The organism is Paenibacillus rhizoplanae (assembly GCF_042684125.1).
Classification (GTDB): Bacteria; Bacillota; Bacilli; order Paenibacillales; family Paenibacillaceae; genus Paenibacillus_AQ; species Paenibacillus_AQ rhizoplanae.
This window is the reverse complement of record NZ_JBHUKY010000016.1, coordinates 90,700-116,458: the sequence shown is the minus strand read 5'-3', so window position 1 is coordinate 116,458 and position 25,759 is coordinate 90,700. Positions and strand designations below refer to the sequence as shown.

Sequence of the window (25,759 nt, the reverse complement as noted above, 5' to 3'; positions counted from 1 at the left end):
GAAATGACGAATCCCCCCCAGCGGACAGATCCGCGCGTCCTTCGTACACGCCAATTCCTCAAAGAGGCTCTGATTGAGCTGATGGAAGAGATGAGCATTGAGAAAATCACCGTCAACCGCCTTGCGCAGCGGGCCCAAATTAACCGTGTGACCTTCTATCTGCATTACCGGGATATCCCGGATATGCTGGAGAAAATGGCGGATGATATGGCGGAGGAGGTTCTGGAAGTGGTGAGAGACGATACGGACTTTACGGAAGCCGGACAAGAAGAGAAGTGGCCGATGCTGGAGCACCTGCTTGTGCATATTGCAGAGAACGCCAAATTCTACAAAATCGTGCTTACGTCCCGGAAGAGTACGATATTTACTGACCGGCTTTTTAAACTGATGGCGGATATTATTGCTGCACGGGTGGAGAGCAGGGTTACCGCGCATGACGCTTCGGAAGTAACGGTACAGAAGGATATCGCTGTGTGGTACGGCTCGGCGGCCCTCATTGGTACCATCATCGCCTGGCTCCGGGAGGATATGCCGTATACGCCGCAGTATCTGGCCAAGCAGATCACTTCGCTGCGGGCGAAGTGATTGCCGGAAGCATTCATTAATGGACTCACTGGTCCAAGAGCAGCCAATTCCTCATGCATATAAATAGTAGGGACTACTATGTATTCTGAAGCTATTAATGATGGGGTGGGGTGGTTCGAGATGAAGAGGCGGGCAAGACCGTTACGGAAGTGGGTGTTTCCCTCCAAGCAGCAGGCTGTACCCGGAGTGAAGCGCAGAATTAAGGCGCAGACGATTGAATTTGCGGTATTTGGAGATAGTCATGTGGGATATGGCAACAGCTTGAGCATTTTTAAGAGTCTTTTGCCCAAGGCGGTGAGCAGCGGGAACAAACGCTTTATCATCTTCGGGGGAGATAACACTCAGGCGGGAGCGAATCACGGGAATAACGCCGGGACGTACTATAAGGAATTCAAGGACACCGTTACCAGTACGCTGGGAAGCATCCCTTACAAGGCGTCGATCGGGAATTGGGAGGCCAGCACACGGTCGTTGTTCACCCAGTATTTAGGGGCGGTGGGCGGACAGATGAATTTCCCGGGAACGCAGGGCAAGGTGAGATATGTATGGCTGGATTGCGCACTGGGCCAGTTCACACCGGCAAGCCTCAATCTGCTGCGGAATCTGGATGACAGGTATTTCTATATTATTGATTTCCACTGGCCGCTCCGGGTGCAGGGCATTACGGTGGATTTCAGCCATGTGCTCAGCGCGGCCGAGACCTCCAAGTTCTTCACGGCCATTCCGGCAAAAGCCAGAGAGAAGGTGCTGGCGATCTTCACGCATCATGGTCATAAATTCTACCGGAAGCTGATCAACATCTATCCGGGATACACCAGGACGAAATTCTTCGTCACCGGCTGCTCCGGGGACTACAAATGCAAGCAGGGCGAGAACATGGGGTATTATAACGCCACATTAACCAGCAGCGGGTCAGGTTATAAAGTCGAGGCTTATATCGCGCACTGAGGGGCTAAGTGAATGGGGCATAGCGGCGGGAGAATGTCGTGAAGACATTCTCTTTATTTTTGGGCAGCGTCTTGGCGGAGAACTTGACAGCCCTTTCATGGGTTGGGTATGGTTGTCTGGTCAGCAGATAAAGGAGGCAGAACCGAATGTCAGGATTACTTGGAAATCACTTCATGACACAGATTGGGATTCTGGTCCACGATATCGAGAAGGTGAGTCAGGCGTATGCGGACTTCTTCGGACTGGACAAGCCGCAGATCAGCATAACCGATGCGGCAGACATTGCGCAGACTCACTATAATGGTGAGGCGAGTGAGGCACGGGCGAAGCTTGCTTTTTTCGACATGGGTTCATTACAGCTGGAATTGATTGAACCGGACCATCAGCCGAGCACCTGGCGCGATTATCTGAATGAGCACGGGGAAGGGCCTCACCATATTGCGTTTGTGGTGGAAGGAATGCAGGACAAGATCATGCTGCTCGAAGGCAAGGGATTCCCGCTCCAGCAGAAGGGCGAATATATCGGCGGACGGTATGCCTACTTGGATACGTTCAAGGAATTGAAGGTAGTGCTGGAATTGCTGGAGAATGACAACGATAACGAACAATAATAGAATTACGACAGGAGGAATTATACAATGAATATTCTAATTACGGGGGCCGGACGCGGATTGGGCCTTGAGCTGACGGCGGCTGCGCTGGAGCGTGGACATGCTGTTATTGCCGGGGTGCGGGATCTGACGCGCGGGCAGGCAGCATTAGCTGATCTGGCGGCAGTACATGGGGACAAGCTGACTCTCGTGACACTTGATGTGACGGACGAGGCCGGAATAGCAGCGCTTGCTGCCAGCCTGACAGAGCAGGCCCGGACGCTCGGCGTCATCATCAATAATGCCGCAGTGCTGAATGCCACGGACACCGCACTTGAAGCGCTGGATATAGAAGAGATGCAGCGTGCCATGGATATCAATCTGTACGGGCCGATGCGGGTCATCAAGCACCTTCTGCCGCTGCTGACCGGGCCGGATGCTTCGATCATCAATATCTCATCAGAGGCAGGCAGTATCACCAATGCTTACCCCGGCAGCTATCCGTATACGATCTCCAAGACTGCGCTCAATATGTTCACGCAGAAGCTCCATGTCACACTGAAGGATCGCGGCATCCATGTGCTCAGCGTCCATCCCGGCTGGATGCCTACCGATATGGGCGGAGCTAAGGCACCGCTTCCCCCACGCACCAGTGCCGAAGGCATTCTGGACCTGATCGGGCAGAAAGCCGAGCCATCCGGCCACTTTAGATTCGTGGATTACACGGGTGAGGATATGGATATCTAGCTAGAACAGCATCAGTCTTTAAATTGTGGTTGGGCATGATGAGACCTGAAGTTTTAAAAGAGTGAAGTCATTGGGACAAATTGTATGTGAAAAACCGAATACAATGTACTTGCGCGAAGGTGTCGGGCCTAATGTATGTGAAAAACCGAATAAAAATTGTAGGTGGTTTCCTCTTACTGATCCAATCCATAAATTTATATCTGATGCCCTACTACTATGCACAGCACTTCACCTGTCATGAGGCGAGTGGAGTTGTGATTTTCTCGTCCGGAGAGCGGCGGGGCCAGAGCAGTAGTCCCAGTGAGCAGACTACCAGAACTACGCAGAGCAGGTAGGAATGGCGGTATCCTAACCACTGGGCTGCGGCTCCTCCCGCCAGGCTTCCGGCCAGTCTGCCGATGGTTGTAGCATTGGTGTACAGCGTGGAGGCATAGCCGGGATGATCCGGCAGCAGATCCTGAATATAGCTGATGCCAATCGCAGAGATTACAGCGACAAAAAAAGCCAGCAGCACCTGTCCGGCGATGAGCTGCCACAGCTCACCCACTCCGATCACCAGCGCATAATAGATGCCTCCCATTACCATTCCCCAGCCCAGCAGCACCTTGCTGTCGTATTTGGCTGACAGCAGCCCCAGCACCAGCATGAACGGAATCTCCATTAACGCGCAGATACTGGCCACCGAAGCTACATTCTGTGTTGTACCTCCCAGTGTATTGACAATGAACAAGGAGATATTTAGACTATTAGCCCAGTGTCCGGTATAGAGCAGAGTCAGGATGAGAAAAGGAATCATCACCCTAGCGTTCCGCTGCAGTCCGGCTAATTGCTGGACACGCTGTTGAGGCTGCTTAGCAGCTGAAGGGCGTACGAAACTAAACACCAGAAGAGCATTAATCAGGAAGATCAGTGTCGTCGCTGAGAAAATCCCCTGAAATCCGAAGCGGCTCAGGAGCGCGGCTCCAACCAGCGGGCCGCTGATGAAGCCAAGGGAGAACATCGAGCGCAGGGCTGAGTTGGCCAAGGCATGATCAGGAGAACTGCTGGCGCTCACAGCTTCTCTGGCACTGGCGAATAATTGCGGCATCGCCGGGGCGCCGGCTGCGGTGAATATTGTCATATAGGCCAGCAGCACGTAGAAGTCATGAATGAATATGTATCCGGCAAAAGCAACCGCGTTGAACATCATGCAGATCACCATCAGCCTGCGGCGGTTCAACCCGGCGTCGGAGCGCTTGGCAATGAACATGCTTAAGGCTACCCCGCTAAGGAGGGTCACCGCTGTGAAAATACCGAAGGTTCCTGCGGTGACGCCGAGTTCTTCTGTGAAGTAGACCGCCAGGAACGGGGCGCTGATAGAGATGGCCATTCCCTGGAACAGCATGCAGAGCAGGAATATAGGATAGCTTGGAATGAGGAGCAGAGCATAGGTTCTTTTGAGCATAGAGTGTGTGGACTTCCTTTCAGCATCGCTTGTAGTCTTCTCTTTGATTTAATTATAGTATAACGTCAATAGCATATGATGTGTCTGATTAGCATCTATACCATACGGAATCCCTAATAATGAACTGGTTTTTGGGCCAATTGTTCTGGTGTTATTGTCAGGGAAGATCTTCTAAGATGGAGGAGGATAGGACAGCCGGGCTGTGCGGAGGCAACAGGACGCTGGGCTTGGCTGGAGATGAAACCGTTATCATGAAAAATGAAGGAGAGATTACATATGGACGCTGCTACGTATCCTTTTAGACAAATTGAATTGCCATTAAATGAACGTGTTCAGGATCTGCTCTCCCGGCTGACGCTGGCGGAGAAGGTCAGTCTGATGCCGCAATATCAGGCTGAAATTGAACGGCTGGGTGTAGGCGGTTACAAGCATGGGACGGAGGGCGCACACGGGATCTCCTGGCTGGGCAAAGCCACCTCGTACCCGCAGCCAAGCGGCCTCGCCTGTACCTGGAACCCGGCGCTGCTGCAGAGAATCGGCTCGGCGATCGGGGATGAGGCCAGAGCCTTTTACCGCAAGAATCCCACGGTTAACGGCTTGACTCTGTGGGCACCGACTGTGGATATGGAACGGGACCCGCGCTGGGGGAGAACAGAGGAAGCCTACGGGGAGGACCCTGAGCTGACAGGCCGGCTGAGTACAGCGCTTGTCCAGGGAATTCAGGGCGATCACCCGGTGTATCTGAAAGCGGTAGCGACCCTGAAGCATTTCCTCGGGAACAATAATGAGATTGACCGGGGCGTGGCTTCGTCCAGCATTGACCCGCGCAATATGCGCGAATATTATCTGGAAGCCTTCAAGCCTGCCTTCAAGGAAGGCGGTGCACAATCCATGATGACCGCCTACAACTCCGTGAACGGCGTGCCGGTTATCCTCCATCCGGCGGTAATGGAGATTGTGAAGGGCGAATGGGAGATGGACGGCTTCATTGTCAGTGATGCCGGAGACCTGTTCGGCATTGTGAAGGACCATAAGTATTATGATTCCTTCGCCCAGTCCATGGCGGAATCCATCAAGAACGGCATAGACAGTGTGACCGAAGAGACAGAGGAGACCATTAAGGTGATTCACGAGGCGCTCCGTGAAGGTCTGCTGACCGAGGCGGATCTGGACCGCGCGCTGGCGAACACCTTCCGCATCCGCTTCCGGCTCGGTGAGTTCGACCCGGAGGAAGGCAATCCGTATACGAAGATAGACGACTCAGCCATTCTCAGCAAAGCGCATGGCGAGCTGTCGCTCGAAGCCGCGAAGGAATCCATCGTGCTGCTGAAGAACGACAACGCAGCCCTTCCGCTGAATGCAGCCTCGTTGTCCAAGGTCGCTGTGATCGGCCCGCTGGGGGACGAAGCGTTCAGAGACTGGTATTCCGGTACGCTGCCATATGCGGTGACCCCTTTGCAGGGAATCATCAAGAAGCTGGCAGGCAAGCAGGTCACCTTCGAGAGCGGGGATGACCGGATCATTCTGACCTCCGCTGCCAGCGGACAAGCCGTGGGTTTTACAGGTGAGGACGGACGGCTCGCAGTGCTGCATGATCAGCCGGAGCGCGGGGAGATGTTCCGCCATACGGCTTGGGGCTGGACTGCTCATACCCTTGAATCCGCCAGCCGGGGGCAATATGTTACCCTGACAGATGCCGGAACACTGACCGCTTCCGCCGATGAAATCTATGGCTGGTATGTGAAGGAATCGCTGAACCTGGTTCAGGAGGGGGAAGGCACCGTCAGCCTGCGTACCTGGAATGATCAGCCGCTTGTTATCAGTGCTGAGGACGGAACCCTCTGCGTCTCTGAAGAGGAGTCCTCTTCCGAAGCACGCATCTTCCATAAGCAACTGGTAGTGAATGGCGTAGAAGCAGCGGTGGAAGCGGCCCGGGCCGCTGAGGTTGCCGTCGTATTCGTCGGTAACCATCCGCTCTTGAACGGCAAGGAGGAGATTGACCGGCCGGATATTGTACTGCCCGCAGAGCAGGAGAATCTGGTTAAGGCCGTTTATGCCGCCAACCCGAACACCGTCGTGGTGATCGTCGGCAGCTATCCGATTTCCTCCACCTGGATCGACGAGCATATTCCGGCCGTGCTGTACACTTCGCATAGCGGACAGGAGCTGGGCCATGCCGTCGCAGATGTCCTGTTCGGCGATTACAGCCCGTCCGGCAAGCTGAATATGACCTGGTACCGCAGCGTCAGCCAGCTGCCTGAATTCATGGACTACGATATTATCAAAGGCAAGAGAACCTACATGTACTTCGACGGTGAACCACTCTATCCGTTCGGTCACGGTCTGAGCTACGCGCAGGTGAATTATAACAAGATGTCACTGGTAGCGGAGGAAGTACAGCAGGACGGTAATATCAGTCTGACCGTGGAACTTGAGAACAGTGGCAGCGTTGACGGTGACGAGGTCGTCCAGCTGTATGTCCAGTGCTTGTCCACCCGGATCAGGCGTCCGCTTAAGCAATTGAAGAGGTTTGACAAAATCCGGCTGGCCGCCGGGCAGAAGCAGACGGTCACATTCACCTTACCCGCCGCTGAACTCGCCTTCTGGGACGTCAGCCGCGAACAGTACTGTGTGGAGGATGGGGAATACCAGCTAACGGTAGGCCGTTCCTCGGGAGATATCCGGCTGTCCGCCACCATCAGAGTGCATGGCGAGACCGTTCCGCCGCGTGATCTGTATGCGCCAGTTAAGGCTGAGAATTACGATGATTACGATAGCGTCTTCCTCGATGAATGCAAGGCTGGCGGCGCTGCGGTTCATCCGGTGAAAGAAGGGGCATGGATCGCCTTCCATAATGTCCGGTTTGCAGAGGGTGCAGCGGGCGTCGAGATGCTGGTATCCTCCGTCCAGGGAGGCGTGGTTGAAGTCCGGACCGGCAGCCCGTCCGGCAAGCTGGCGGCTACACTTGTAGTTCCATCCGGCAGCGTTCAGCAGTGGCATGGCCAGTCCGCTATAGCGGATATAGACGCCGGAACCACAGATGTGTATCTTGTCTTGCAGGGTGAGGTTCTGCTCAGCCGGGTGCAGTTTACGGTGTAGGTGTTCTTGCGTTGCGGGACTACGGATATGGAATAGGACAAAGCTTCTGGATTGCCCTTTGGGCGGTTCGGAAGCTTTTTTGTTGAACTGGCTGTGAATCAGTCTCTGAAAATACCATTACTTGTATACGGAATAATCAGGGAGTGACCTTCTATGCCAAGCAAGATTGCAGTGCATAAACCGGCAGAGCCGCAGAGCGTGACCCAGAAAAGACCGGCGCAAGTCCCGCTCGCAGACAAGGCGGCATTGAAGCCGCCGCTGCGAACACCGCTTGAGCTCAACCAGCTGGCTCACCGCCTTCGAACTGCCCCGGAGACTGTAAGCTCTAGAGAGTTCAATCTGCTCAGCGGTGTAATTGGCCTGCGGAGTGCGCTTATGCTGCTGGACCAAGGCAAGCGAACCAAGCCTGAGAAGGCTGAACAGACCCGCGCGAAAGCAGACAAACCCATTGTAAATGAATCAGGCTCTAAAAAAACAGCTGGAATCAAGTCTCCGCCAATCACAGCAAAACCAGCTGCGGCCCGGGCCATCCATGCCTTCAGGAAAACCTCCCAAACAGGAGACATGCGGGGAGGGACGACAGAGGTCAAGGCTGCTGTAGTCAAAGCACAAGCAAAGAAGGGTGGAAAAGAGGAGAGGGCTATATCTGTCCGGTTAGAAGGAGAAGGTGGACTCAAGCCTCCCGCGAAAGTGAGCTTCAGTACGAAGCCGGAAAGCAAACCGGAAGCTGATAAGGAAGGGAAGGTCTCTGTCACACCAGTTGAGCGAGGGCAAAAGTCTGCAGACAAGTCAGCTACGCCAGGGCAGAAGTCTGCAGCAGCAGGTCCACGGACCTCTGCCTTGCCTCTGCAAGCCAGAAAGGCAACAGCCAAAGCTCCGGTTGTACATATTAAAGGCGATAATCCGGGCAGCGTGATCCAGCAGCTCGGCAGCATTGCTCCCGCAGAAATCACTAAGGCGTATACCCAGGCGGTGGGTGTCTCCGGTGAGGCGCTAGGGCAGCAAAGACAGCAGGCTGAGAAGGCGCTGCCTGCCATTCCGACTCCAACCGGCATCGCGCCCGGCAAAGCCGATCCTGCGAAGCGGATAGCGGCAGATCCGGTGCCCGCTTTCGAGCTGCCTGCTTTTCAGAGCGCCAAGCAAGGCGTCAAGGCGTCAGCAGGGATGAACAGCTTTCCCCAAGTCTCAGAGGATGCTGATCCGGATCGAATGATGGAGGAAGCAAGCAGGTATGCAGCGAATCCGCCGGAGATGGGCCTGACAGGTGAAGCTGATCCATCCCAGGTGGAGAGCTTTCGGGCAGAGGGCAAGCAGCATATGCAGACTGTACAGGCTTCTGAGCTGGAGCAGACCCGGCAGGATTTCGGGGAGGAGCGGATTCAGCCAAAGCCGGACCCTGGCATTCTCCGCTCGGCGCAGGGTATCCGCGCCGTGGCGCCGCCAGCTTTTCAACTGAAACCCACCGGTGTAATCCCGCCCGATGTGGCCGCTTACCTCAATCCTCATCTGGAGGGTCCGCTTCAGGCCTACATGGTGAATCGTCAGGCAGAATACCAGAAAGGCAAAGAACCGTTTGACAGCGGACTCACCACTGCCCAAAGCGATACAAAGGCAGAGGTGGAACGGCTGAAAGCCGAAGCGTCCGAGAAGCAGCGAAACGAGCAGACTGCCGCCAAGGCGGAGGTCTCGGGGTACCGGACCCAGTGGAAGGAAGAGATCAAGGCCACCAGCGGGGAGTACGACCGTGAAGCAGGGGCAGCCGCAGCAGAGAAGAATAAGGAAATTACCGGGATTAGGGATGAGAAGGAAGGCGAGGTCAAGCGCAAGCTGTCCGCTGCCGAAGCCGAATCCCGGCAGGAATACAAGAACACGAAGACCCAGGCTGAGGAGAAGCAAAAGCAAGGTGAGGCCGAAGGCGAACCCAAGAAAAAAGCTAAAAACCCCTGGGAATGGATCAAGGAAAAGGGCAAGCAACTCGGCGAGGCTATCCAAAAAGGCATGAACTTCCTCTTCACCCAGCTGCGGAAGGCTGTCAAAGCTATTTTCGATAAAGCCAAGCAAGCGGTTGTTGGGCTGATTGAAGCCGGCCGGAAGCTGATTGTCAGCGCCATTAAAGTCTTCGGGAACGTGCTGAAGGGGATTGCTAATACCATATTTGCCCGCTTCCCGGGTATTGCCAAGAAGATTAACAGCTGGATCGACCGTGCTGTGAATAAGGCAGTTCAAGCTGTGAATACGGCTGCTGCTTTCCTGAAGAAGGGGGTCAGCGCCGCCCTGGATTTCTTGGGCAAAACGGCGGATAAGCTGTTCGCCGGTGTCCAGTCCATGTATAACGGCATATTCACGGGAATCGGGAAATTCCTAAGCGGTGAGTTCAAAATAAATTTCGGCAAGGCTCTGGAGGTTGCCCAGATTGCTGCGGAGGTTGCGGCCGCTTTTGCCACGGGCGGAGGCAGTGTTCTGGTGCAAATCGTCACTTGGCTGACCTCGACCCTCCCTAAGCTTCTGCGTCAGGCCAACACAGTCATGACTGTGGTGGGCACCCTGCGGAATTTCAAGGTGCAGAATCTGAAGCAGTTCCTGAATCCGGCGGGCTTGGGCGGGTTTCTGGTCAAGGGGCTGTTCGGTGAGCTGAAGCCATTACAGACGGGCCAGGGAGATGACAAAGAGAAGGACAAGGATGGGGGCAAGGCTCCGAAAGGCGGAAGCCAGGAAAAAGGGCTGATGAAGGTGCTGCAGCTTCTTCAGGGCGTGTTCGAAATTCTGCAAAAGACAGTCGGCAAGGTGGCTGGCGCGATTAACAAGGCTCTACCGGTGATCAACATCTCGGGCAAGTCGTGGTTCAACCCGTTCAGCATGGTGTATGCCGGTATGGTTCAGGGTCTGGAGGTATTGAAGAACCCTGCCGAGGCTCTGAGTGAGGGGGCAGGCAAGCTGAAGGAAGCGGCTGGAGGCTTGTTCAAGGGAATTCGTGAGAAGGTAACCGAAGCCGCAGGCGGTATTAAAGCAAAGGTTCAGCTGCTAGGGAAACCGGCCCAGCTTATGTCAGTCTTGGCTAACAAAGCCGTCGATATGGTACTGAATTTTATCATCACCCATCCGCCGTCAGCACTGATTAAGGCCGTATTCAAAGGGATTGAAGCCGTGGCGGGCCAATCACTGGTTGACCTGATCCGCCAGCATATTCCGTTCGCAGACAAGCTGATTAACAAAATTGCAGCGTCCAGCCCGGTCCAGGGCCTGCTGCAGCCGCTTCAGGGGCCTGTGGACAAGGTAGGCGGATTGATCGACGAAGCCACAGAAGGAGCAACGGGACTGGTGGATGAAGCCCAGTCGCAGACCAATCAGGTCTTCGGCAACGGCACGAAGCTGCTGGCCAATCTGTCCGGAATATCGGGTGGAGGCAGTAAAGACAGCTCTGGCAAAGACAGCTCAGGGAAAAACAGCTCAGGCAAAAAAGAAGAGCCCAAGGCCAGCGGAAAAGCGGGCACTGCCAAAAAAGAAAGTTCCGGTGATTTCATCGGCACCGTCAAGGGCGGTGTGCATACGCGCTTGTTAGCCTTCGGCAAGAAGCTTTTGAAATCAGGAGTGAATCTCGTAGTCGCGGGTGCCGGGAAGCTAAAGAACGCCATTGCCGGCTTGCTGGTCAACTTCAAAATCGGCAAAGAAAGCCACCAGCTCTGGGTTGAGAAGCGCGGCGGCGGGCCTGTGGTGGTGATGGCTAGTGAGTACCCACAACCTTTATCCGTCATAATAAAGGGATTTGAGAAGCGGATAGAGAAATTAAAGAAGGATAAAAATGGAAAACCCGAAAATAAGAAAGATGATTCTGGAGTTAACGTTGGCGATCTGATCAATCAATTAAATGGATTCGTTACCACGATCGGAGCAACACCGGTAGACGATTTAGCGAAGTCAGATCTCGATGCTTTAGTGCCTGTGATCAGAGCGGTTGAACAGTATCTGGAGAAAAGGGAGAGTGGGGCTGGGGGGAAGGGTAACGTATTCTCTCATGAACAAGTACCCTGGACAGCAATCAGACCTAAAGGAACTAAACAAACTTATGCTGTATATCAGCGAAACGATATTGACTGGGATTATGTTCGTAACGCTGGAGATGCTAACTTTATCGGTAAAACAAATGCTGATGCTGCAAAAAAAGGACTTGCACCTCAATTAAATGATGGTAGCTTTTCTACCCTGCATCATCTAGGACAAGATTCAAGGGGACCTTTAGTAGAGGCAAGCACAAGATATCATGGTGTTGGTAAATACGGACAAGATATATTGCATAGTCAATATGGTAGAAGTAAGCCTAATCCTGAATTTCCTATTGACCGTAACAAATTTGGTGTAGATACTCGTGAATATTGGAAATGGCGTGTAACAAATCAATAAAGGAGGTTTTATCTATGTCAAGTATAGAGGAAATACGTGAGAGATATATTCAGTTGTATCCTGAAGGTGGAGTCGACGAGAATGGCTTAAGAAAAATAGAGGAAATTCTTAAGTTAGAACTTCCCAGCGATTTTCGGGATATAGCTAAATTTTACAGTGGTGGATTATTGGGTGGAATAAGTTGTTTTGCGTTTGCATACAAAGGTATCACCCCTAACATTGTAGATGAAACGCTTAGGCTTAGAAACGCAATCAAATTACCAACAAATTTTGTTGTGTTAGCAGAGCCGCCAAACAGTATTATTATTATGGATACCCAAAATAATCCATGTGTTATATGGTGTGATGCAACGGATGTCGAAAGAATAGGTACAATGTCTTTCATTTCACCACCAGATATATGGAAAACATTTTTTGATTTTTTTACTAAATTAGTTGAAGATGAAGAGGAGGAACAACTGGAATAGTGATAACAAAATTGTAAAATTGAAAGATTATCTTTTATTGAAACAACAGCTCTTCGGCGCAGCGTCCACCCAAGCTCACTTCGATCCTGCCCCAAAACAAAGGCTATCCCAACCAGCCGCTTTCACGGCTTTTTGGAATAGCCTTCTTTTTTGCGCTCCACTCAATACGACAGCGTAGACGAAGCTCCGCCAGACGACCCCTGCGCCTTGCGGAACGCGGAAGGGGACATGCCGCTCTGCTTATTGAAGATGCGGTTGAACTGGGAGAAGCTGTTGAAGCCGCATTGTCCGGCGATGTCGGAGATCTTGTGCCGGGTATGGAGCAGAAGCTGCTGTGCTTTGCGGACGCGGGTCATTTGGATGTATTCGGTCAAGGTGAAGCCCGTGACGGTTCTGAACTGGTGCGATAAATAATAAGGGCTGATATAGAATTCCTTGGAGATGGAATCCAGGGACAGCTCGCTGCCGTAATGGCTGTGAATGTGGGCGGTGATTGAATAGATTTTTTGCATCATGGCATTGCCGATCTCCTCCAGCACGTAAGCATTCTTGTCATTCTGCTGGGACAGACTGCACAGGAACTGCTGGAACAGACTGTGAATCAGCACCGGATTCAGCGGTGATGCGCTGCGGGAGCAGTTGAAAATAGCATTGAGCGGCTCGAACACGGCGCTGCGCGGCCCTCCGGTGAACCGGTAGATCGGAACCTCCTCGGCGAACGGCTGCAGCATTGCATTGTAAGCGGTCTCAAGTCCGGGTGTATTCCTGGGCAGGTTGAAGTTGATAATCAGCCGCTTATGCGGCGGGCCTGCGGGATATTGGGTCATATGCAGCCGGTACGGAGCAAGCAGAACAATGTCATATTGCTGGAGGGCATGTACATTACCTTCAATAATATGAGTAGCGCTGGAATCCAGCAGAATATGAATCTCATAAAAGTCATGATCGTGCTGGAACTCCATATTGATGTCGTGAGAGCGCTGATCGTAGTCAAAATAGTAAAAGAGCGGATCAGCCGGAGTATTGATACGTATGCTGTATCCTTGCTCGTACAGCAGGTCGCTTTCAAGCATAGCCTCTCTCCTCACTATTGCCGTTATCCTGTATATTATAGGCTCAAAAAAGCAAAATATGCAATGAATAGGGCGGAATACAGCAAGAGTAGGGTAGTTTTTGGAGTGGAAGGTTTGCTATAGTGACCATATGAAAGCGGATACAGGGAGTGATAGAGATGTTATTCACAGAAGAAAAGCTGATCAAACGCCAGGCTGAAGTAGAAAAGTATAGATATCTTAAGGTCCAGGAGCTTACAGAGTTCGCGTTCGCTGAGGATGAGGAAGGGGCTAATGGTGTATACCCGGAGTCGGTGTCCTTTGATGGCGTCATCAGGCTTCAGGAGCATTGGCGCGGGCGGGACCGTTACATCTGGCTGCGCACAGAGATCGTGCTGCCGCCTGGTCAGGCAGGCTTCAAAATTGCCGGCAGATTTGATTTTGGCAAAACAGGGGACTTCAATAACTCCGGCTTCGAATCGCTGCTGTTCGTGAACGGATCGCCTTATCAGGGCGTAGATAACAACCATAGAGAGGTAATCTTCGGCGATAAATGGGGCGGACAGACGGTAGAGCTGGCTTTCCGGCTGTGGTCGGGACTTGAGGGCGGCGGGCAGCCCAGAATTCAGGAGCACCGGCTCAGCGAAGCGTTCATCGGCTATCTGGACGAGGGCATTGATGATCTGTTCTACATGTCGAAGGCGGCGCTCGACACCTTCCGTTACCTTGGCAGAGACCAGCCGGAGAAGCAGTGGCTGCTTAGAGCGCTGAATGAGGCCTTCCGTCTGATCGACTGGTCGGAGCCGGGTTCACCGGAGCATACTGCTTCGCTGTATCAGGCAGGCGCCAGTCTGAATCAGGCGATAGAGGCGATGCCGCAGACTTTTGACGTAACGCTTACCGCTGTGGGCCATACCCATATTGATGTTGCCTGGCTGTGGCGGCTGAAGCATACCCGTGAAAAGACAGCCCGTTCCTTCTCCACCGTACTGCGGCTGATGGAGGAGTTCCCGGAGTACCAGTTCCTGCAGACGCAGCCTCAATTGTACGCTTATCTGGAGCAGGATTATCCGGAGCTGTTCGGGCGGATCACCGAGAAGGTGAAGGAAGGCCGCTGGGAAGCGGAAGGGGCGATGTGGCTGGAATCGGATTGTAATATCCCGTCCGGCGAGTCGCTGGTCCGCCAGATTATGCTGGGCAAACGCTATCTCCGTGAACAATTCGGCGTAGAGAGCAAGTACCTGTGGCTGCCGGATGTCTTCGGATACAGCTGGGCGTTGCCGCAGATTCTGCGCAAATCGGGCATCGATACGTTCATGACGACCAAAATCAGCTGGAATCAGTTCAACCGGATGCCGCATGACACCTTCTGGTGGCGGGGAATGGACGGTTCGGAGGTGCTGACCCATTTCATCACGACCTCTGAGAAGGATGGGGCGGAGTACACGTATAACGGACGGATGACGGCGGGGCTGCTGCGCGGGATCTGGAATTCCTATCAGGATAAGGAGATCAACGATCACCTGATGTTTGCATACGGCTGGGGTGACGGAGGCGGCGGGCCGACGCGGGAGATGCTGGAGCTTCGCCGGCGCTTCGACAAGCTTCCGGGCATTCCGAAGATTGAGATGGGCAGTGCCGGGGAGTATTTTACCGGGCTGCATGAACGGATCGGGAAGGCGGAGGCGTTCGTACACACCTGGAACGGTGAGCTGTATTTCGAATGCCACCGGGGCACGTACACCTCGCAAGCCCGCAACAAGAAATATAACCGCCGCCTGGAGCTGCTGCTGAGGGATGCCGAGTGGCTGCATACACTGATGGGTGTTAGACAGGGGAATCTTGAAACCGCATATCCTGCGGCTGAACTGACCGGGATCTGGGAGATCCTGCTGCGCAACCAGTTCCATGACATTATCCCCGGTTCGTCGATCGCTGAGGTCTACGAGGACAGTGATGCTGAATATGCGGAAGGCGAGGCGCGCTCACTAGCTCTGATTAACGGAGTGGCTGAGGAAGAAGAGGCTGACAGCAGGTTTACTCTGATGAACAGCTCGAACTGGAACCGTCCGCGCTATGCGCTGCTTCCTATGGGTGCCGCAGATTCCGCAAGTGTTCATGACGCAGACGGGAACCGGCTGTGGCAGCAGCGGACGGCAGACGGGGAAGTGCTGGTCTATGTTCCGTCTGTGCCTGCACTGGGCACGGCGGTGCTGAAGGTAGTTCACGGGCAAGCAGCCGAGGCCTCCCTGGAGGCGCAGATTCAGCCGCTTGCAGCCGTATCCGGCAACATGCTGAGCACACCGCTTGTGGAAGTAGTGTGGAATGAACAGGGCCACTTCACTTCAATGATCGACCGGCAGAGAGGCCGCGAGCTGCTGGCGCCAGGGCAGCGCGGGAATGTGCTACAGGTGTTCGAGGATAAGCCGCTGGATTTTGAAGCATGGGATATCGATATTTTCTACCAGGAAAAGATGACCGAGATCACTCAGCTGACCGGATGTGAGCTGACCGAGAACGGCCCGCTGCGGGCGGTGCTGCGCATGACCTGGACCTATCACTACACAGCGGTAACTCAGGACATCATCTTCTACCGCGATACCGCGCGGATTGACTTCCGCACAGAAATGGACTGGCACGGGCATAACCAACTGCTGAAGGTGGCCTTCCCGGTGGATATTCATGCGCTGGAGGCTACTTATGACATTCAGTTCGGCAATGTGAAGCGCCCTACGCACTGGAATACGAGCTGGGATTACGCCCGCTTCGAAACGGTGGGCCATCAGTGGGCGGATATCAGCGAGAAGGGCTATGGCATAGCGCTGCTCAATGACTGCAAATACGGCTATGACATCAAGGACAGCGTGCTCCGGCTGACGCTGCTGAAGTCGGCGGTTCATCCCGATCCGCAGCAGGATCAGGGGCATCATGCTTTTACGTATGCACTTTATCCGCATACGGGTGATTTTGTAGAGGGCAAGGTGGTCCAGGAGGCGTGGGAGCTGAATAATCCGCTACGCAGTGTGGCAGGTGAGCTTGAAGGAGACCCGCTGCTCTATATTGATGGCGCACATGTGACGGTGGATGCGGTCAAGCGCTCTGAGGACGGTAAGGATGTGGTGCTGCGGCTGCATGAGTACGCCGGTTCCCGGACGCAGATTACTGTAGACAGCGCATACTCTATAGCCTCCTGGCAGGAATGCAACCTGATGGAGGAGCCGCTGGGAGACTGGCAGGAAGAAGAGGGGCTGAGCTTCCAGGTGAAGCCGTATGAGATCAGAACGTTCAGAATCAAGCTGCGCGGGGCGCAGAGCTGAGAGGAGAGAGGCTAGGATGGGAGCAGGAGAGAAGCAAGCGGTGCCGGTTAGCTGTGTGAGCAAGGAAGAGGTTATGCAGAAGCTGGACCTGGTCACGAATAAGCTGCTGAAGCTGGGCCGGCCGGATAATGAAGCGGAATTGCAGAACCTGGGGGAGGATGCGGAGCGCCGGGGGTATTTTGCCAGGGACTTCGGGATGGAAGAGTGGGATTGGCCGCAGGGAGTGGGGCTGTATGGCCTGCAAAAGCTTGACCGGCATTTCGGTGACGGCCGTTATGCGGAATATACCAAGCCGTGGATGGCCCGGCAGCTTACGAAGGGACTTCCCAGCCGGAATATTAATACGACTGCGCCGCTGCTGTCGCTGATGGAGCTGGAAGAGGCGGGAGAGCTGAGTCTGGAATGGATGGATTGGCTAATGCACGGCCTGCCCCGGACGCTGGAGCAAGGCTATCAGCATGTGACTACGGGGACTCAGAAGCATGAGGTCTCGCTCCATGAGAACGAGATCTGGATTGATACGCTGTTCATGGCGATTCTGTTCACTGCCAAAATGGGTGTGAAGTACGACAACCCGCAGTGGCGCGAGACCTCGCTGCATCAGCTGCTGCTGCATATTAAATATCTGTATGACAAAAAAACCGGCTTCTTCTTCCACGGCTGGCATTTTGCAGAGCGCCATAACTTCAGCGAAGCCTTCTGGTGCCGCGGCAACGGCTGGTTCGCCCTCGGCCTGCCGGAATATCTGGAGCTGATGCGGCCCTATCTGGCAGACGGAGTCTTCAGCTATCTCCAGCAGACATTGCAGGCCCAGGCCGAAGCCCTGCTCGCTTGTCAGAGCGGGGACGGACTATGGCATACCCTGCTGGATGACTCTGGCAGCTATACCGAAACCTCCGGTTCGGCTGCGATTGCCGCGGGTATTCTGAACAGTGTGCGCCGGGGGCTGCTCCCGGAGGGCTATAGCGAACCGGCTCTGCGGGCAATCCGCGCCATCCTGGACAGAATTGACGGTGAAGGCACAGTGCTCGGCGTGTCTGGCGGTACTCCCATCGGCGCAGCCAAGGAAGACTACAAAGGGATCATCATTGCCCCGATGGCCTACGGCCAGGCGATGGCGCTGGTCGCGCTGGGCGAAGCGCTGCATTACTGCTGAGGCGGCAGGTGTCTGAATTGAATAAGCGGCAGCCAGGACAGGGATCTGTCTTCGGCTGCCGCTTGTGTATTGTTGGGGGAACGCGCAGGTGACGGGGACCAAATGTAATCGAAAAACCGACCACATTGGACTGACACAAGGCGCATGGACCAAATGTAGTCGAAAAACCGATCACATTGGACTGAGGCAAGGCGTATGGACCGAATGTAATCGAAAAACCGATCACATTGGACTGACACAAGGCGCATGGACCGAATGTAGTCGAAAAACCGATCACACTAAGTATCCAAACCGTGGTCCTCATCAATGCACCAGCCGAATTCGTCAGCAATGGCCATCGCCAGAGCGGTTATGGTATGTTCGAGCCTCCAGCGTATAGTAAGCGTAACTGCCATCCGAATTTGCGGAGATTCCCTTCAGTCCAACATGCGTGCCATGAAGCCCTTTGGAGAATTGAAGCGGTCCAGTCTGCTCAAATCCCAAGGTCTGCACGATAAACCGCTCCAGTACCTCTGTCCTTACGGTCTTGGCGTAGTCCACAGAATGGATGCTAATGTAGTCATACATCTCACTCACCTCACGTATGCATGAACTCAATCTTGCTTCTGTACAGATTCAGAATCCGCACCTGCTCCTCGCTAAGCTCCTCGAAGTTCCAATACATGTGCATCAGGTTGTACTCAAACAGCTCCTTCAGTCTCATAAACAGTGGCAGTTGTCTAGACATCTCAGCGGAGAGGGGATGCTCTTCCTTATACCCGTCCGTGATTGCCTTAGTAATCGCGCGCTTATAGTCCATGAGGTTCTGTCCGCCCGTGAACGAGTACTCCAGTGCAGAATAGATGGGCACAGCTAAATCGTAGGCATAATAATGCCGCTCGCAATCCTGAAAATCAATCATCGTCAGCGCAGAGTCGCCCTCTACCAAGGTGTTGTTCAGCCACAGGTCGCCGTGGATTAAGCCGTAGTTCGCCTCATCTTTGGGCAGCATTCGGATCTGCTGGAGCACATCCTTCGCAATATCCCGGATGGCCCGCTCTTCGGCAGGAATATACTTGAGAAAATCATATTCATCGTTATCATACCAATGTGGAATCGGTTGGGCAGCTTCAGACTGCTGATACTCTTTGCTCACCTGATGCATTCTGCCTATCTGCTGTCCGAGGGTTCTAAATATGGTTTTGTCCCATTTGGCCCGGGGCAGGTGGATTCCGGCTGCCGCCCGGAACAAGACCACGAACTTCTCTGCTTCATCCAGCAGCAGGGTGCTGATAAGCGAATTCTGTTCAGTAGATACAACCTCCGGCACCCGTACGCCCCAGTTGAACAGATAAGTAGTCCAGTTCACTTCAGCTAATTGTTCTTCATAGGTCTTATAATTCGTAATTCGGGCGAAAAACGTTCCCTTCCCCGAGTGACAACGGTACATTTCGTTGGTGACCGCTTCCACACTGGAGAGTAGAACAGGATAAGTGTTATTGAGAAACTGCAATATTTGTGCTTCCATAAGATACGTTCCCTCCTGCGATAATTTCTGCAGCTATTGTTAGGTTTGTGAAGCTGTTCCGCAGCCCTGATTGACTTACAGATCCTGTGACAGGCGGATCATATCCACCACCTGCATCCCGTTCTCATAGATTTCTTCACTATAATGCCTAATGAAAAAGTCCTTGTCGATTCCTGTGATCCGGAAGCCGCATTTCTGATACAGTGCAAGCTGGCCGATACTAGAGTTGCCTGTGCCGATCTCCAGCGTTTTGAATCCGAGCCGCTTAGCCTCCTGAATCGCATGATTCACCAACTGCTTACCGATGCCCTGGCCCTGGAACTCCTCATCCACTGCGATATTCACCAGCTCTGCGGTCTCCGGCCGGGTTGGCAGCAGCACATAGACACCGACCACCTGTTGATCCGCCTCAGCAACGAAGCATTGCCCTCTTGCCACATAGTCCTCAACCAGCTTCGGGGAAGGGTCGGCCAATAAAAGCAATTCGGTAGGTGCTTGTTCACCCGTATGTAATGCTCTGATCTCCATTTCTTATATCCGCTCCTTGTTCCTAGCAGTTGCAAGGTTAAAGCCTTGCGAATGTGATGTAATCAACGGGAGCAGGCTCTGCTCCTTCCATCCGAAGGGCCCGGTTGATCTGTCCCCGGTGATATTGCCCATGTAAAAGCACCTGCAGCAAGATGTCCCGGACAGAAGTCTGGAACGAACGCCCATTCTGGCTGCTGTAGCTGATCATCTGATCCAGCGCAGATTCTTCCAGCTTGCCGATATAGTTGCGGTAATCCTTAGCGTTAGCTTCGAACATTCGCCGGATCTCCGGCAGGTCTTCCGCTTCCTCCCATAACCAATATTGCACGTTGCCCCTACCCTCCAAGCGCGACAGCCAGACTTGCTCCGCCACCGCCACATGCCGCACCAGCTTCAGAAGCTCTGTGTCCTTCGTGTCACTTGCTTCAAGTGCATCCAAAATCCTTCCGTCCGCCCAGTACAGATGGTCCATCATGCGCATAATTGTCTTCATTTGAGTTGCTCCTCTTTTTCGGTTGCTTATAAGTGATAATTGCCCCGTAAGATTCACTGTGAACTCACTTCTTTTCTGCGAACCAAGACAGTGCCTGTTGTTCCATAGTGCTCACAAATGCTTTTTTGGCTGGGCCGTACTGGCTGGTATCCTCGAAGCGATCCGCTAATTCTTGTTTGAACTGACTGTATCTTGCCGATTCTTCCGGATGGGCTCTTAAATAATCTCTGAACACGAGATGCCGTTCAATTTGAGGGTTGTCTGCCTGATAACAATGAAGGTGATGCGTCCTCGCCTCACCGCCCTTGCGGAATAGCCTTCTGCCGGGAATTCCCCATTCTCCACCTGCATCATATCCGAGCAGTGTCATCTTATCGTTGTACGAGTCGATTTTGCCTATGTCTTTTACAATACACATCATATCAATCACGGGTTTGGCTTTCAGGCCTGGTACTGAGGTGCTTCCAAAGTGCTCGAAACGTACGATTTCATCTGTGAAAATAGTAGTTAAAAATTCAGCCTCCTGCTGATAAAGTCTGATCCAGTCTGGATTATAGTCGCTAAGTCGGATCTTCATACAAAATGCCCTCCCGGGTCAATCGATGTTTGGGTATCAAATCATGTTAATCAATGGGCGTTAGCTTTTACTTGGAGATCTCTTTTTTCAAATAATAATGAGTATGGCTGCCGGCGTTATGTATCGTTCCGAACACTTCAAACCCTTGCTTTAAGTAAAAGTCCAATGCCTGAAAGCTTAGGGTATCTAATTTAATGAAATCGCATTTTTTTACTTTAGCCATTTTTTCGGCTTCGAGCAGCAGCTTCTTTCCATATCCGAATTTCCTGTAGTCCTCGTCAACGAATAGATATTGTACCTCTAACCAGTTCCAGCATATTTCACCAGTTAGTCCGCCGTAAATATTTCCATCGCTATCCTTCAAAAGAAGGTTGACGGCTTGATATCTGCCCTTCAATTCGTCAGGGAAATGCTTGAGATTGAATTCAATCATTTTGTTTGTAACATAAGATGTATCGTTTGTGCCGGGCTCCTTCACTATTTGTAATTGCATTTGGAACACTCCTTCAAGCAAGCGTTATGATAGCCTAAGTGTATCATTGAGTACCCGTATTTAGCTGTAAAGAACATTTAAAATTAAGCAATACTGTTCCTGCAACTAATCTAAGAGGGTCCGTCATACGCAGGGTGTCTTCATGCTAAGTTCCTACAGGTTCACCCTCTGAGTTGATGGGAACGACGGTTTCTCCAGGCCGTAAAGCGAAATTTCGGCCCGCCTCACCCTTACAAAAGACCGCCTCCATGAATGCGGTTGCAGCTTCTGCGGTAACCGTATGAACGGGAACAGCGTGATGATCATTGTAATGGAGCGGAATGTCGGAAAAAGACATGTGCTGAGCCCCTTTTACCCGATAGAAATGGGCATTGTTCAGAGCGTTGAAGGCATAGCGCTGCCCATCGATATAATCGTATGCAATGGTCTCATTCATAGATGCTGCCATCTCCCGGTACGCCGAAGCTTCTTGCCGCAGCAGCAGAACTGGAACAGAAGACTGTACGTCTTCCCGGCGTATAAGGTGAAAACTGGGATCGAGCAGGACAGCAGCCTTGATCCGGTGATCCTGCTTGGCGGCCTCCAGGGAGGCGGCACCTCCGAGCGAATGTCCCAGGACAGCAACCTTATCCAGATCGAACAGCCCGGCAAGCCCGGTATCGGAGCGGTTAAGCATCTTAAGATGGTCCATAACTGCGTGTATAGATTGAACCCGGTTGTGGAGCAGACGGCGCCAACTGGTGTAGTCACTGCTTGCCAGCTCCGCCATTTCCGGTGCCTGCTTGAGATAGCTGCCGTCTGGAAATACGGTGAAGACAGACTCATGCGGAGCGCTAATCGTAATTACCACGTAGTTTTTGGAGACTAACTTGGAAATCACTCCGAGATACATATCGCGTTCTACACCGAATCCAGGGGAGAGGAGGACGACGGGATACCCTTCTGTTTTTGGAGCTAATGAAAATACTAATAACGAGTCTGGGGCTTCCATCCAGAACTCTTATGAATCTCCCAATCATGTTAGCTCACCTTTCTTAATGGATATATATTCCTACTAAATAGACGCCTGCTTGTCTGTTTGGTTGCGGTAATGTTCTCTTAATAGGTTCAATACTGAATCTATAACCGCTTGCGGCTGATAGAGTTGAATGGAATGCCAGCTATCCGTGACGATGATCTGCCGGGTTTTTGCGGTTAACTGGAGGAGCTTCTTCTGTAATTGTTGCCAATCCTCATTCTGCCTTCCGGCAGATAATACGATGATTGGTAATTCCGAAACTAAAGGCTCTGACTCTATTAATTGAAGGGCACTTTTTATAGTGCAGAGAGATTCCAGATATGCCGCTTTATACGCATTATTTCGATATCCGAGTGTATTCACTGTACGTTGAACTGGTGGAGGCAGCCGTTTGGCACCAATAGGTTGTTTTAATAGACGGGGCAACCCAATAGGGGATAAAAGATAACCCATTCTTAGTCGTCTCAGGTGCCGCAGCCGTTCTTCATATCTGATTTGATTAAAAGTGGATTCTATGAATCTTTGCTCATGTGTGGAGTCCACAAGAATAATCCCGGAGACCTCTTCAGGATACTTAGAAGCAAACAAACGCATGATCATTCCGCCATAGGAGTGCCCTACAAGAATGTATGGGGGTTCTAATTCAAGCTGCGTTAATAATTCCCGCAAATCACGAACATAACCTTCGCAAGTCGGCTCACTGATAGGCGTAGTACTCCAACCGAAACCAGCTCGGTCATAGGAGAGGACCTTGGTATGTTTGGCTAATGCGGGCTGAACCAGCGACCAATCCAGAGCACAACCACCCATTCCGGCTTCTAATAGAATCGTCGGAAGATTACTTGTGCTGCTGCCGGTAACAATTGCATGGAGATGATGTGAGCCAACAGAAATCTTTTCTCCTGGAGCTTTATATTTATACAGAAGGTATCTGGAAAGAGCCGCTTGAATCCATGTGAATGGAAGTCCGATCAGAGAAATAATTACTCGAAGAAGGCTTTCGGTAAAATTAATTTTGCTCATGAGACACCTCTTTTCCTGTTCTAACTTGCATAATATAGGATTCATTTAATTGTTAAAGAGAAATCTCACGGTATCCATTTCCTATTTTATTTCTACAGTCTCTTTCATGTTGTCCTGACCTGATTGAACACAAACAAAGACAGCCAACACATTCATCGGCTGCCTTTATCCAAATATGTATTTCGGTTCACGCCTATCTAATCTTTTTGATGAAAAATTTGCTTGAAGCTTACCGAAGCATGAAGTATACTGTTCTCGGGAAGGTTAAGCGCTTACCTTCTGAGGAGGATAAGCGAACATGGTTAAACCGATTGTAGTTAGCATTATCGGAGCGGGAAGAATCGGCCGTCTCCACGCAGACAATCTGCGTGCGATGCCGTCGTTCAAGCTGAAGTCCATAGCTGAAGCTATGATGAGTGAGGAATTGCTGGCCTGGGCAGAGAGCAGGGGGCTTGGCTCTGTTTTTGCTGCGGGTGAAGATATATTGAATGATCCTGAGATTGAAGCGGTGTTCATCTGCACGCCGACTGATTCGCATGCGTCATGGATTGAGCGGGCTGCGCACGCGGGCAAACATATCTTCTGTGAGAAGCCGATCAGCCTCTCCTCGGAAGAGACCCAGCGGGCCTTGCAGGCGGCAGAGAACGCTGGTGTACTGCTGCAAGTGGGCTTCAACCGCCGGATGGACCCCAGCTTCCGTAAGCTGAAGCGCCTGGTTCAATCTGGAGAGCTGGGGAATCCGCATATTGTGAAGATTACCTCGCGTGACCCGCAGCCTCCCGGTGAGGCTTATGTACGGTCCTCGGGCGGGATGTTCATGGATATGACGATTCATGATTTCGATATGGCCCGTTATCTGGTGGGCAGTGAAGTGGCCGAGGTCTACACCCGGGGGGCGAATCTGATTGATCCGATGTTCGGCCGTTGCGGGGATGTGGACACCGCCGTCATTACCTTGACGTTCGTGAACGGGGCGATTTGCGTGATCGACAACAGCCGGCAGGCTGTATACGGCTATGATCAACGGGTGGAGGTGTTCGGAACGCTGGGTTCGGCGACGGCCGACAACTGCCGTCCGACAACAGTCGAGGTATCCACCGCGACTTCGGTCACCCGCGATCAGCCGGAGCATTTCTTCCTGGAACGCTATAACCAGGCATTTATGGAGGAGATTGTTGCGTTTGCCCGTTCAGTAAGGCTACAGGAACCGGTGATCTGCAGTGGCCGTGACGGCGAGGCGGCACAGCTCATTGCCGAAGCAGCCAGAGAATCGTATCTGAGCGGACTTCCCGTCAAGCTGTCTGTAACTGCTGCGGAAGCGGGATTTTCTGAACTGCAGGCCTTGTAAGCGGATACAGATTCTGAAGACAGAGGAGGATGAACGAGGATGTCTGATCTACTGATTAAGGCCGGAGCGCCGGATAAGGATGGCTGTATCGCTGCGGTCAGCCCCGAGAGTGCCGGATGGAAGTATGTCGGGTTCGAGGTGTACCAATTGCAGGCCGGAGCTACCCTGGAGCGTGATAGCGAAGAGAATGAAGTCTGTCTGGTACTGCTGGCGGGCAGAGCAGATATAGAGGTGGATGGCGAGCGGTTCGCCGATATTGGCGGACGCATGTCCGTTTTTGAAGATATGGCTCCTTACGCTGTATATGTTCCGGCAGGAGCGCATTATGAGGTTAGCGCACTGACAGAGCTGGAGCTTGGGGTCTGCCTTGCTCCGGGAAGCGGCAAATATCCGGCACGGCTGATTACCCCGTCAGATGCGGCAATCGAGGACCGCGGCTATGGCAGTATGACTCGCAAAGTCGTTAATATCCTGCCAGAACACAGCGTAGCCGAGAGCCTGCTGGTGGTCGAGGTGCGCACGGGCGGCGGCAATTGGTCCAGCTATCCGCCGCACAAGCATGACCAGGATAACCTGCCGGCGGAATCCTATCTGGAGGAGACGTATTATCACCGGGTCAATCCCGCCAAGGGCTTCGTGGTGCAGCGGGTCTACAATGATGACCGCAGCCTCGACGAGACTATTGCTGTACCGGATAAAAGTATCGTGCTGGTGCCGGAGGGGTATCACCCTGTCTCTGCGCCGCCGGGATATGATTCGTATTATCTTAACGTCATGGCCGGACCGGTCCGCACGTGGGTGTTCCACAATGATCCCGATCATGAGTGGCTGTTCAAGCCTGCACAGAGCGGGACTGTGACAGCGGCAGAGTGATTTGAGTCAAAGAGGGTAGAAGGTTATGTAGCTTGGCAGACAAGCGAATGGTTTATAATGGGGCTTCCGCGCAGCGGGAGCCTTATTTACTGTAGA

21 protein-coding genes are annotated in these 25,759 nt (G+C 52.7%); 11 read left to right on the top strand and 10 right to left on the bottom strand.

The genetic code is table 11. The features are described from left to right. The first annotated feature begins 3 nt into the window (after positions 1-3). The 4 genes from ACFSX3_RS06625 to ACFSX3_RS06610 all read left to right on the top strand — a co-directional run bounded on the left by ACFSX3_RS06625 (position 4) and on the right by ACFSX3_RS06610 (position 2,870). Complete coding sequence (locus ACFSX3_RS06625; protein ID WP_209993855.1) at positions 4-585, top strand: TetR/AcrR family transcriptional regulator; 582 nt, start codon at positions 4-6, stop codon at positions 583-585. A gap of 78 nt (positions 586-663) precedes the next feature. After that, a complete protein-coding gene (locus tag ACFSX3_RS06620; RefSeq protein ID WP_379312738.1) occupies positions 664-1,533 on the top strand; it encodes a metallophosphoesterase family protein in 870 nt (289 codons plus the stop codon). Between the two features lie 146 nt (positions 1,534-1,679). Beyond that, positions 1,680-2,144, top strand: coding sequence for a VOC family protein (locus ACFSX3_RS06615; RefSeq protein ID WP_209993854.1), 465 nt, complete (start codon positions 1,680-1,682; stop codon positions 2,142-2,144). A gap of 27 nt (positions 2,145-2,171) precedes the next feature. Next, the gene (locus tag ACFSX3_RS06610; protein WP_209993853.1) at positions 2,172-2,870 is read left to right on the top strand and encodes an SDR family oxidoreductase; all 699 of its coding nucleotides are present in this window, start codon (positions 2,172-2,174) and stop codon (positions 2,868-2,870) included. Between the two features lie 235 nt (positions 2,871-3,105). Here ACFSX3_RS06610 and ACFSX3_RS06605 read toward each other — a convergent pair whose 3' ends face one another. Continuing rightward, the gene (locus ACFSX3_RS06605) at positions 3,106-4,314 is read right to left on the bottom strand and encodes a sugar efflux transporter (RefSeq protein ID WP_209993852.1); all 1,209 of its coding nucleotides are present in this window, start codon (positions 4,312-4,314) and stop codon (positions 3,106-3,108) included. Between the two features lie 276 nt (positions 4,315-4,590). Here ACFSX3_RS06605 and ACFSX3_RS06600 point away from each other — a divergent pair, with 276 nt between their 5' ends. The 3 genes from ACFSX3_RS06600 (at position 4,591) to ACFSX3_RS06590 (ending at position 12,278) form a co-directional block, all read left to right on the top strand. Then, entirely contained in the window at positions 4,591-7,413 is a 2,823-nt protein-coding gene (locus tag ACFSX3_RS06600) for a glycoside hydrolase family 3 C-terminal domain-containing protein (RefSeq protein WP_209993869.1), read from the top strand. A 153-nt stretch (positions 7,414-7,566) separates the two neighbouring features. Beyond that, the gene (locus ACFSX3_RS06595; RefSeq protein WP_209993851.1) at positions 7,567-11,811 is read left to right on the top strand and encodes an HNH/ENDO VII family nuclease; all 4,245 of its coding nucleotides are present in this window, start codon (positions 7,567-7,569) and stop codon (positions 11,809-11,811) included. 14 nt (positions 11,812-11,825) lie between these two features. Continuing rightward, positions 11,826-12,278 carry an SMI1/KNR4 family protein gene (locus tag ACFSX3_RS06590; RefSeq protein WP_379257308.1) on the top strand — a complete coding sequence of 151 codons (453 nt, stop codon included), beginning with the start codon at positions 11,826-11,828 and terminating at the stop codon, positions 12,276-12,278. A gap of 161 nt (positions 12,279-12,439) precedes the next feature. Here ACFSX3_RS06590 and ACFSX3_RS06585 read toward each other — a convergent pair whose 3' ends face one another. After that, positions 12,440-13,351: a helix-turn-helix transcriptional regulator gene (locus ACFSX3_RS06585; RefSeq protein ID WP_209993850.1), complete on the bottom strand. Its 912-nt coding sequence runs from the start codon at positions 13,349-13,351 to the stop codon at positions 12,440-12,442. A 158-nt stretch (positions 13,352-13,509) separates the two neighbouring features. On the opposite strand from ACFSX3_RS06585, the gene ACFSX3_RS06580 reads away from it, so the two are divergent. Both ACFSX3_RS06580 and ACFSX3_RS06575 read left to right on the top strand, forming a co-directional pair. Then, entirely contained in the window at positions 13,510-16,647 is a 3,138-nt protein-coding gene (locus tag ACFSX3_RS06580) for an alpha-mannosidase (protein WP_209993849.1), read from the top strand. A 16-nt stretch (positions 16,648-16,663) separates the two neighbouring features. Next, on the top strand, positions 16,664-17,803 hold the full coding sequence (locus tag ACFSX3_RS06575) for a glycoside hydrolase family 88/105 protein (RefSeq protein WP_209993848.1): 1,140 nt from the start codon (positions 16,664-16,666) through the stop codon (positions 17,801-17,803). Between the two features lie 324 nt (positions 17,804-18,127). Here ACFSX3_RS06575 and ACFSX3_RS06570 read toward each other — a convergent pair whose 3' ends face one another. The 8 genes from ACFSX3_RS06570 to ACFSX3_RS06535 all read right to left on the bottom strand — a co-directional run bounded on the left by ACFSX3_RS06570 (position 18,128) and on the right by ACFSX3_RS06535 (position 23,442). Further along, positions 18,128-18,370, bottom strand: a complete 243-nt coding sequence (locus ACFSX3_RS06570) for a hypothetical protein (RefSeq protein WP_209993847.1) — start codon at positions 18,368-18,370, stop codon at positions 18,128-18,130. A 10-nt stretch (positions 18,371-18,380) separates the two neighbouring features. Further along, on the bottom strand, positions 18,381-19,310 hold the full coding sequence (locus ACFSX3_RS06565) for a phosphotransferase enzyme family protein (protein ID WP_209993846.1): 930 nt from the start codon (positions 19,308-19,310) through the stop codon (positions 18,381-18,383). Between the two features lie 75 nt (positions 19,311-19,385). Further along, the gene (locus ACFSX3_RS06560; RefSeq protein WP_209993845.1) at positions 19,386-19,838 is read right to left on the bottom strand and encodes a GNAT family N-acetyltransferase; all 453 of its coding nucleotides are present in this window, start codon (positions 19,836-19,838) and stop codon (positions 19,386-19,388) included. Positions 19,839-19,875: 37 nt separating this feature from the next. Continuing rightward, a complete protein-coding gene (locus ACFSX3_RS06555) occupies positions 19,876-20,331 on the bottom strand; it encodes a DinB family protein (RefSeq protein ID WP_209993844.1) in 456 nt (151 codons plus the stop codon). Between the two features lie 64 nt (positions 20,332-20,395). Further along, the gene (locus ACFSX3_RS06550; protein ID WP_209993843.1) at positions 20,396-20,908 is read right to left on the bottom strand and encodes a GrpB family protein; all 513 of its coding nucleotides are present in this window, start codon (positions 20,906-20,908) and stop codon (positions 20,396-20,398) included. Between the two features lie 67 nt (positions 20,909-20,975). Next, entirely contained in the window at positions 20,976-21,401 is a 426-nt protein-coding gene (locus ACFSX3_RS06545) for a GNAT family N-acetyltransferase (RefSeq protein WP_209993842.1), read from the bottom strand. Positions 21,402-21,546: 145 nt separating this feature from the next. After that, on the bottom strand, positions 21,547-22,392 hold the full coding sequence (locus ACFSX3_RS06540; RefSeq protein ID WP_209993841.1) for an alpha/beta hydrolase family protein: 846 nt from the start codon (positions 22,390-22,392) through the stop codon (positions 21,547-21,549). A gap of 63 nt (positions 22,393-22,455) precedes the next feature. Beyond that, positions 22,456-23,442 carry an alpha/beta hydrolase gene (locus ACFSX3_RS06535; RefSeq protein ID WP_209993840.1) on the bottom strand — a complete coding sequence of 329 codons (987 nt, stop codon included), beginning with the start codon at positions 23,440-23,442 and terminating at the stop codon, positions 22,456-22,458. A 298-nt stretch (positions 23,443-23,740) separates the two neighbouring features. Between ACFSX3_RS06535 and iolG the strand changes: the two genes are divergently transcribed. Next, a complete protein-coding gene (gene iolG / locus ACFSX3_RS06530) occupies positions 23,741-24,790 on the top strand; it encodes an inositol 2-dehydrogenase (RefSeq protein ID WP_209993839.1) in 1,050 nt (349 codons plus the stop codon). A 39-nt stretch (positions 24,791-24,829) separates the two neighbouring features. Continuing rightward, positions 24,830-25,663 carry a 5-deoxy-glucuronate isomerase gene (gene iolB, locus ACFSX3_RS06525; protein WP_209993838.1) on the top strand — a complete coding sequence of 278 codons (834 nt, stop codon included), beginning with the start codon at positions 24,830-24,832 and terminating at the stop codon, positions 25,661-25,663. Positions 25,664-25,759 lie beyond the last annotated feature (96 nt).

Bases quoted from the DNA above. Each gene is read 5' to 3' on its own strand.
- ACFSX3_RS06625 (WP_209993855.1), top strand. From the start codon at position 4: ATGACGAATCCCCCCCAGCGGACAGATCCGCGCGTCCTTCGTACACGC.
- ACFSX3_RS06620 (WP_379312738.1), top strand. From the start codon at position 664: ATGTATTCTGAAGCTATTAATGATGGGGTGGGGTGGTTCGAGATGAAG.
- ACFSX3_RS06615 (WP_209993854.1), top strand. From the start codon at position 1,680: ATGTCAGGATTACTTGGAAATCACTTCATGACACAGATTGGGATTCTG.
- ACFSX3_RS06610 (WP_209993853.1), top strand. From the start codon at position 2,172: ATGAATATTCTAATTACGGGGGCCGGACGCGGATTGGGCCTTGAGCTG.
- ACFSX3_RS06605 (WP_209993852.1), bottom strand. From the start codon at position 4,314: ATGCTCAAAAGAACCTATGCTCTGCTCCTCATTCCAAGCTATCCTATA.
- ACFSX3_RS06600 (WP_209993869.1), top strand. From the start codon at position 4,591: ATGGACGCTGCTACGTATCCTTTTAGACAAATTGAATTGCCATTAAAT.
- ACFSX3_RS06595 (WP_209993851.1), top strand. From the start codon at position 7,567: ATGCCAAGCAAGATTGCAGTGCATAAACCGGCAGAGCCGCAGAGCGTG.
- ACFSX3_RS06590 (WP_379257308.1), top strand. From the start codon at position 11,826: ATGTCAAGTATAGAGGAAATACGTGAGAGATATATTCAGTTGTATCCT.
- ACFSX3_RS06585 (WP_209993850.1), bottom strand. From the start codon at position 13,351: ATGCTTGAAAGCGACCTGCTGTACGAGCAAGGATACAGCATACGTATC.
- ACFSX3_RS06580 (WP_209993849.1), top strand. From the start codon at position 13,510: ATGTTATTCACAGAAGAAAAGCTGATCAAACGCCAGGCTGAAGTAGAA.
- ACFSX3_RS06575 (WP_209993848.1), top strand. From the start codon at position 16,664: ATGGGAGCAGGAGAGAAGCAAGCGGTGCCGGTTAGCTGTGTGAGCAAG.
- ACFSX3_RS06570 (WP_209993847.1), bottom strand. From the start codon at position 18,370: ATGTATGACTACATTAGCATCCATTCTGTGGACTACGCCAAGACCGTA.
- ACFSX3_RS06565 (WP_209993846.1), bottom strand. From the start codon at position 19,310: ATGGAAGCACAAATATTGCAGTTTCTCAATAACACTTATCCTGTTCTA.
- ACFSX3_RS06560 (WP_209993845.1), bottom strand. From the start codon at position 19,838: ATGGAGATCAGAGCATTACATACGGGTGAACAAGCACCTACCGAATTG.
- ACFSX3_RS06555 (WP_209993844.1), bottom strand. From the start codon at position 20,331: ATGAAGACAATTATGCGCATGATGGACCATCTGTACTGGGCGGACGGA.
- ACFSX3_RS06550 (WP_209993843.1), bottom strand. From the start codon at position 20,908: ATGAAGATCCGACTTAGCGACTATAATCCAGACTGGATCAGACTTTAT.
- ACFSX3_RS06545 (WP_209993842.1), bottom strand. From the start codon at position 21,401: ATGCAATTACAAATAGTGAAGGAGCCCGGCACAAACGATACATCTTAT.
- ACFSX3_RS06540 (WP_209993841.1), bottom strand. From the start codon at position 22,392: ATGGAAGCCCCAGACTCGTTATTAGTATTTTCATTAGCTCCAAAAACA.
- ACFSX3_RS06535 (WP_209993840.1), bottom strand. From the start codon at position 23,442: ATGAGCAAAATTAATTTTACCGAAAGCCTTCTTCGAGTAATTATTTCT.
- iolG (WP_209993839.1), top strand. From the start codon at position 23,741: ATGGTTAAACCGATTGTAGTTAGCATTATCGGAGCGGGAAGAATCGGC.
- iolB (WP_209993838.1), top strand. From the start codon at position 24,830: ATGTCTGATCTACTGATTAAGGCCGGAGCGCCGGATAAGGATGGCTGT.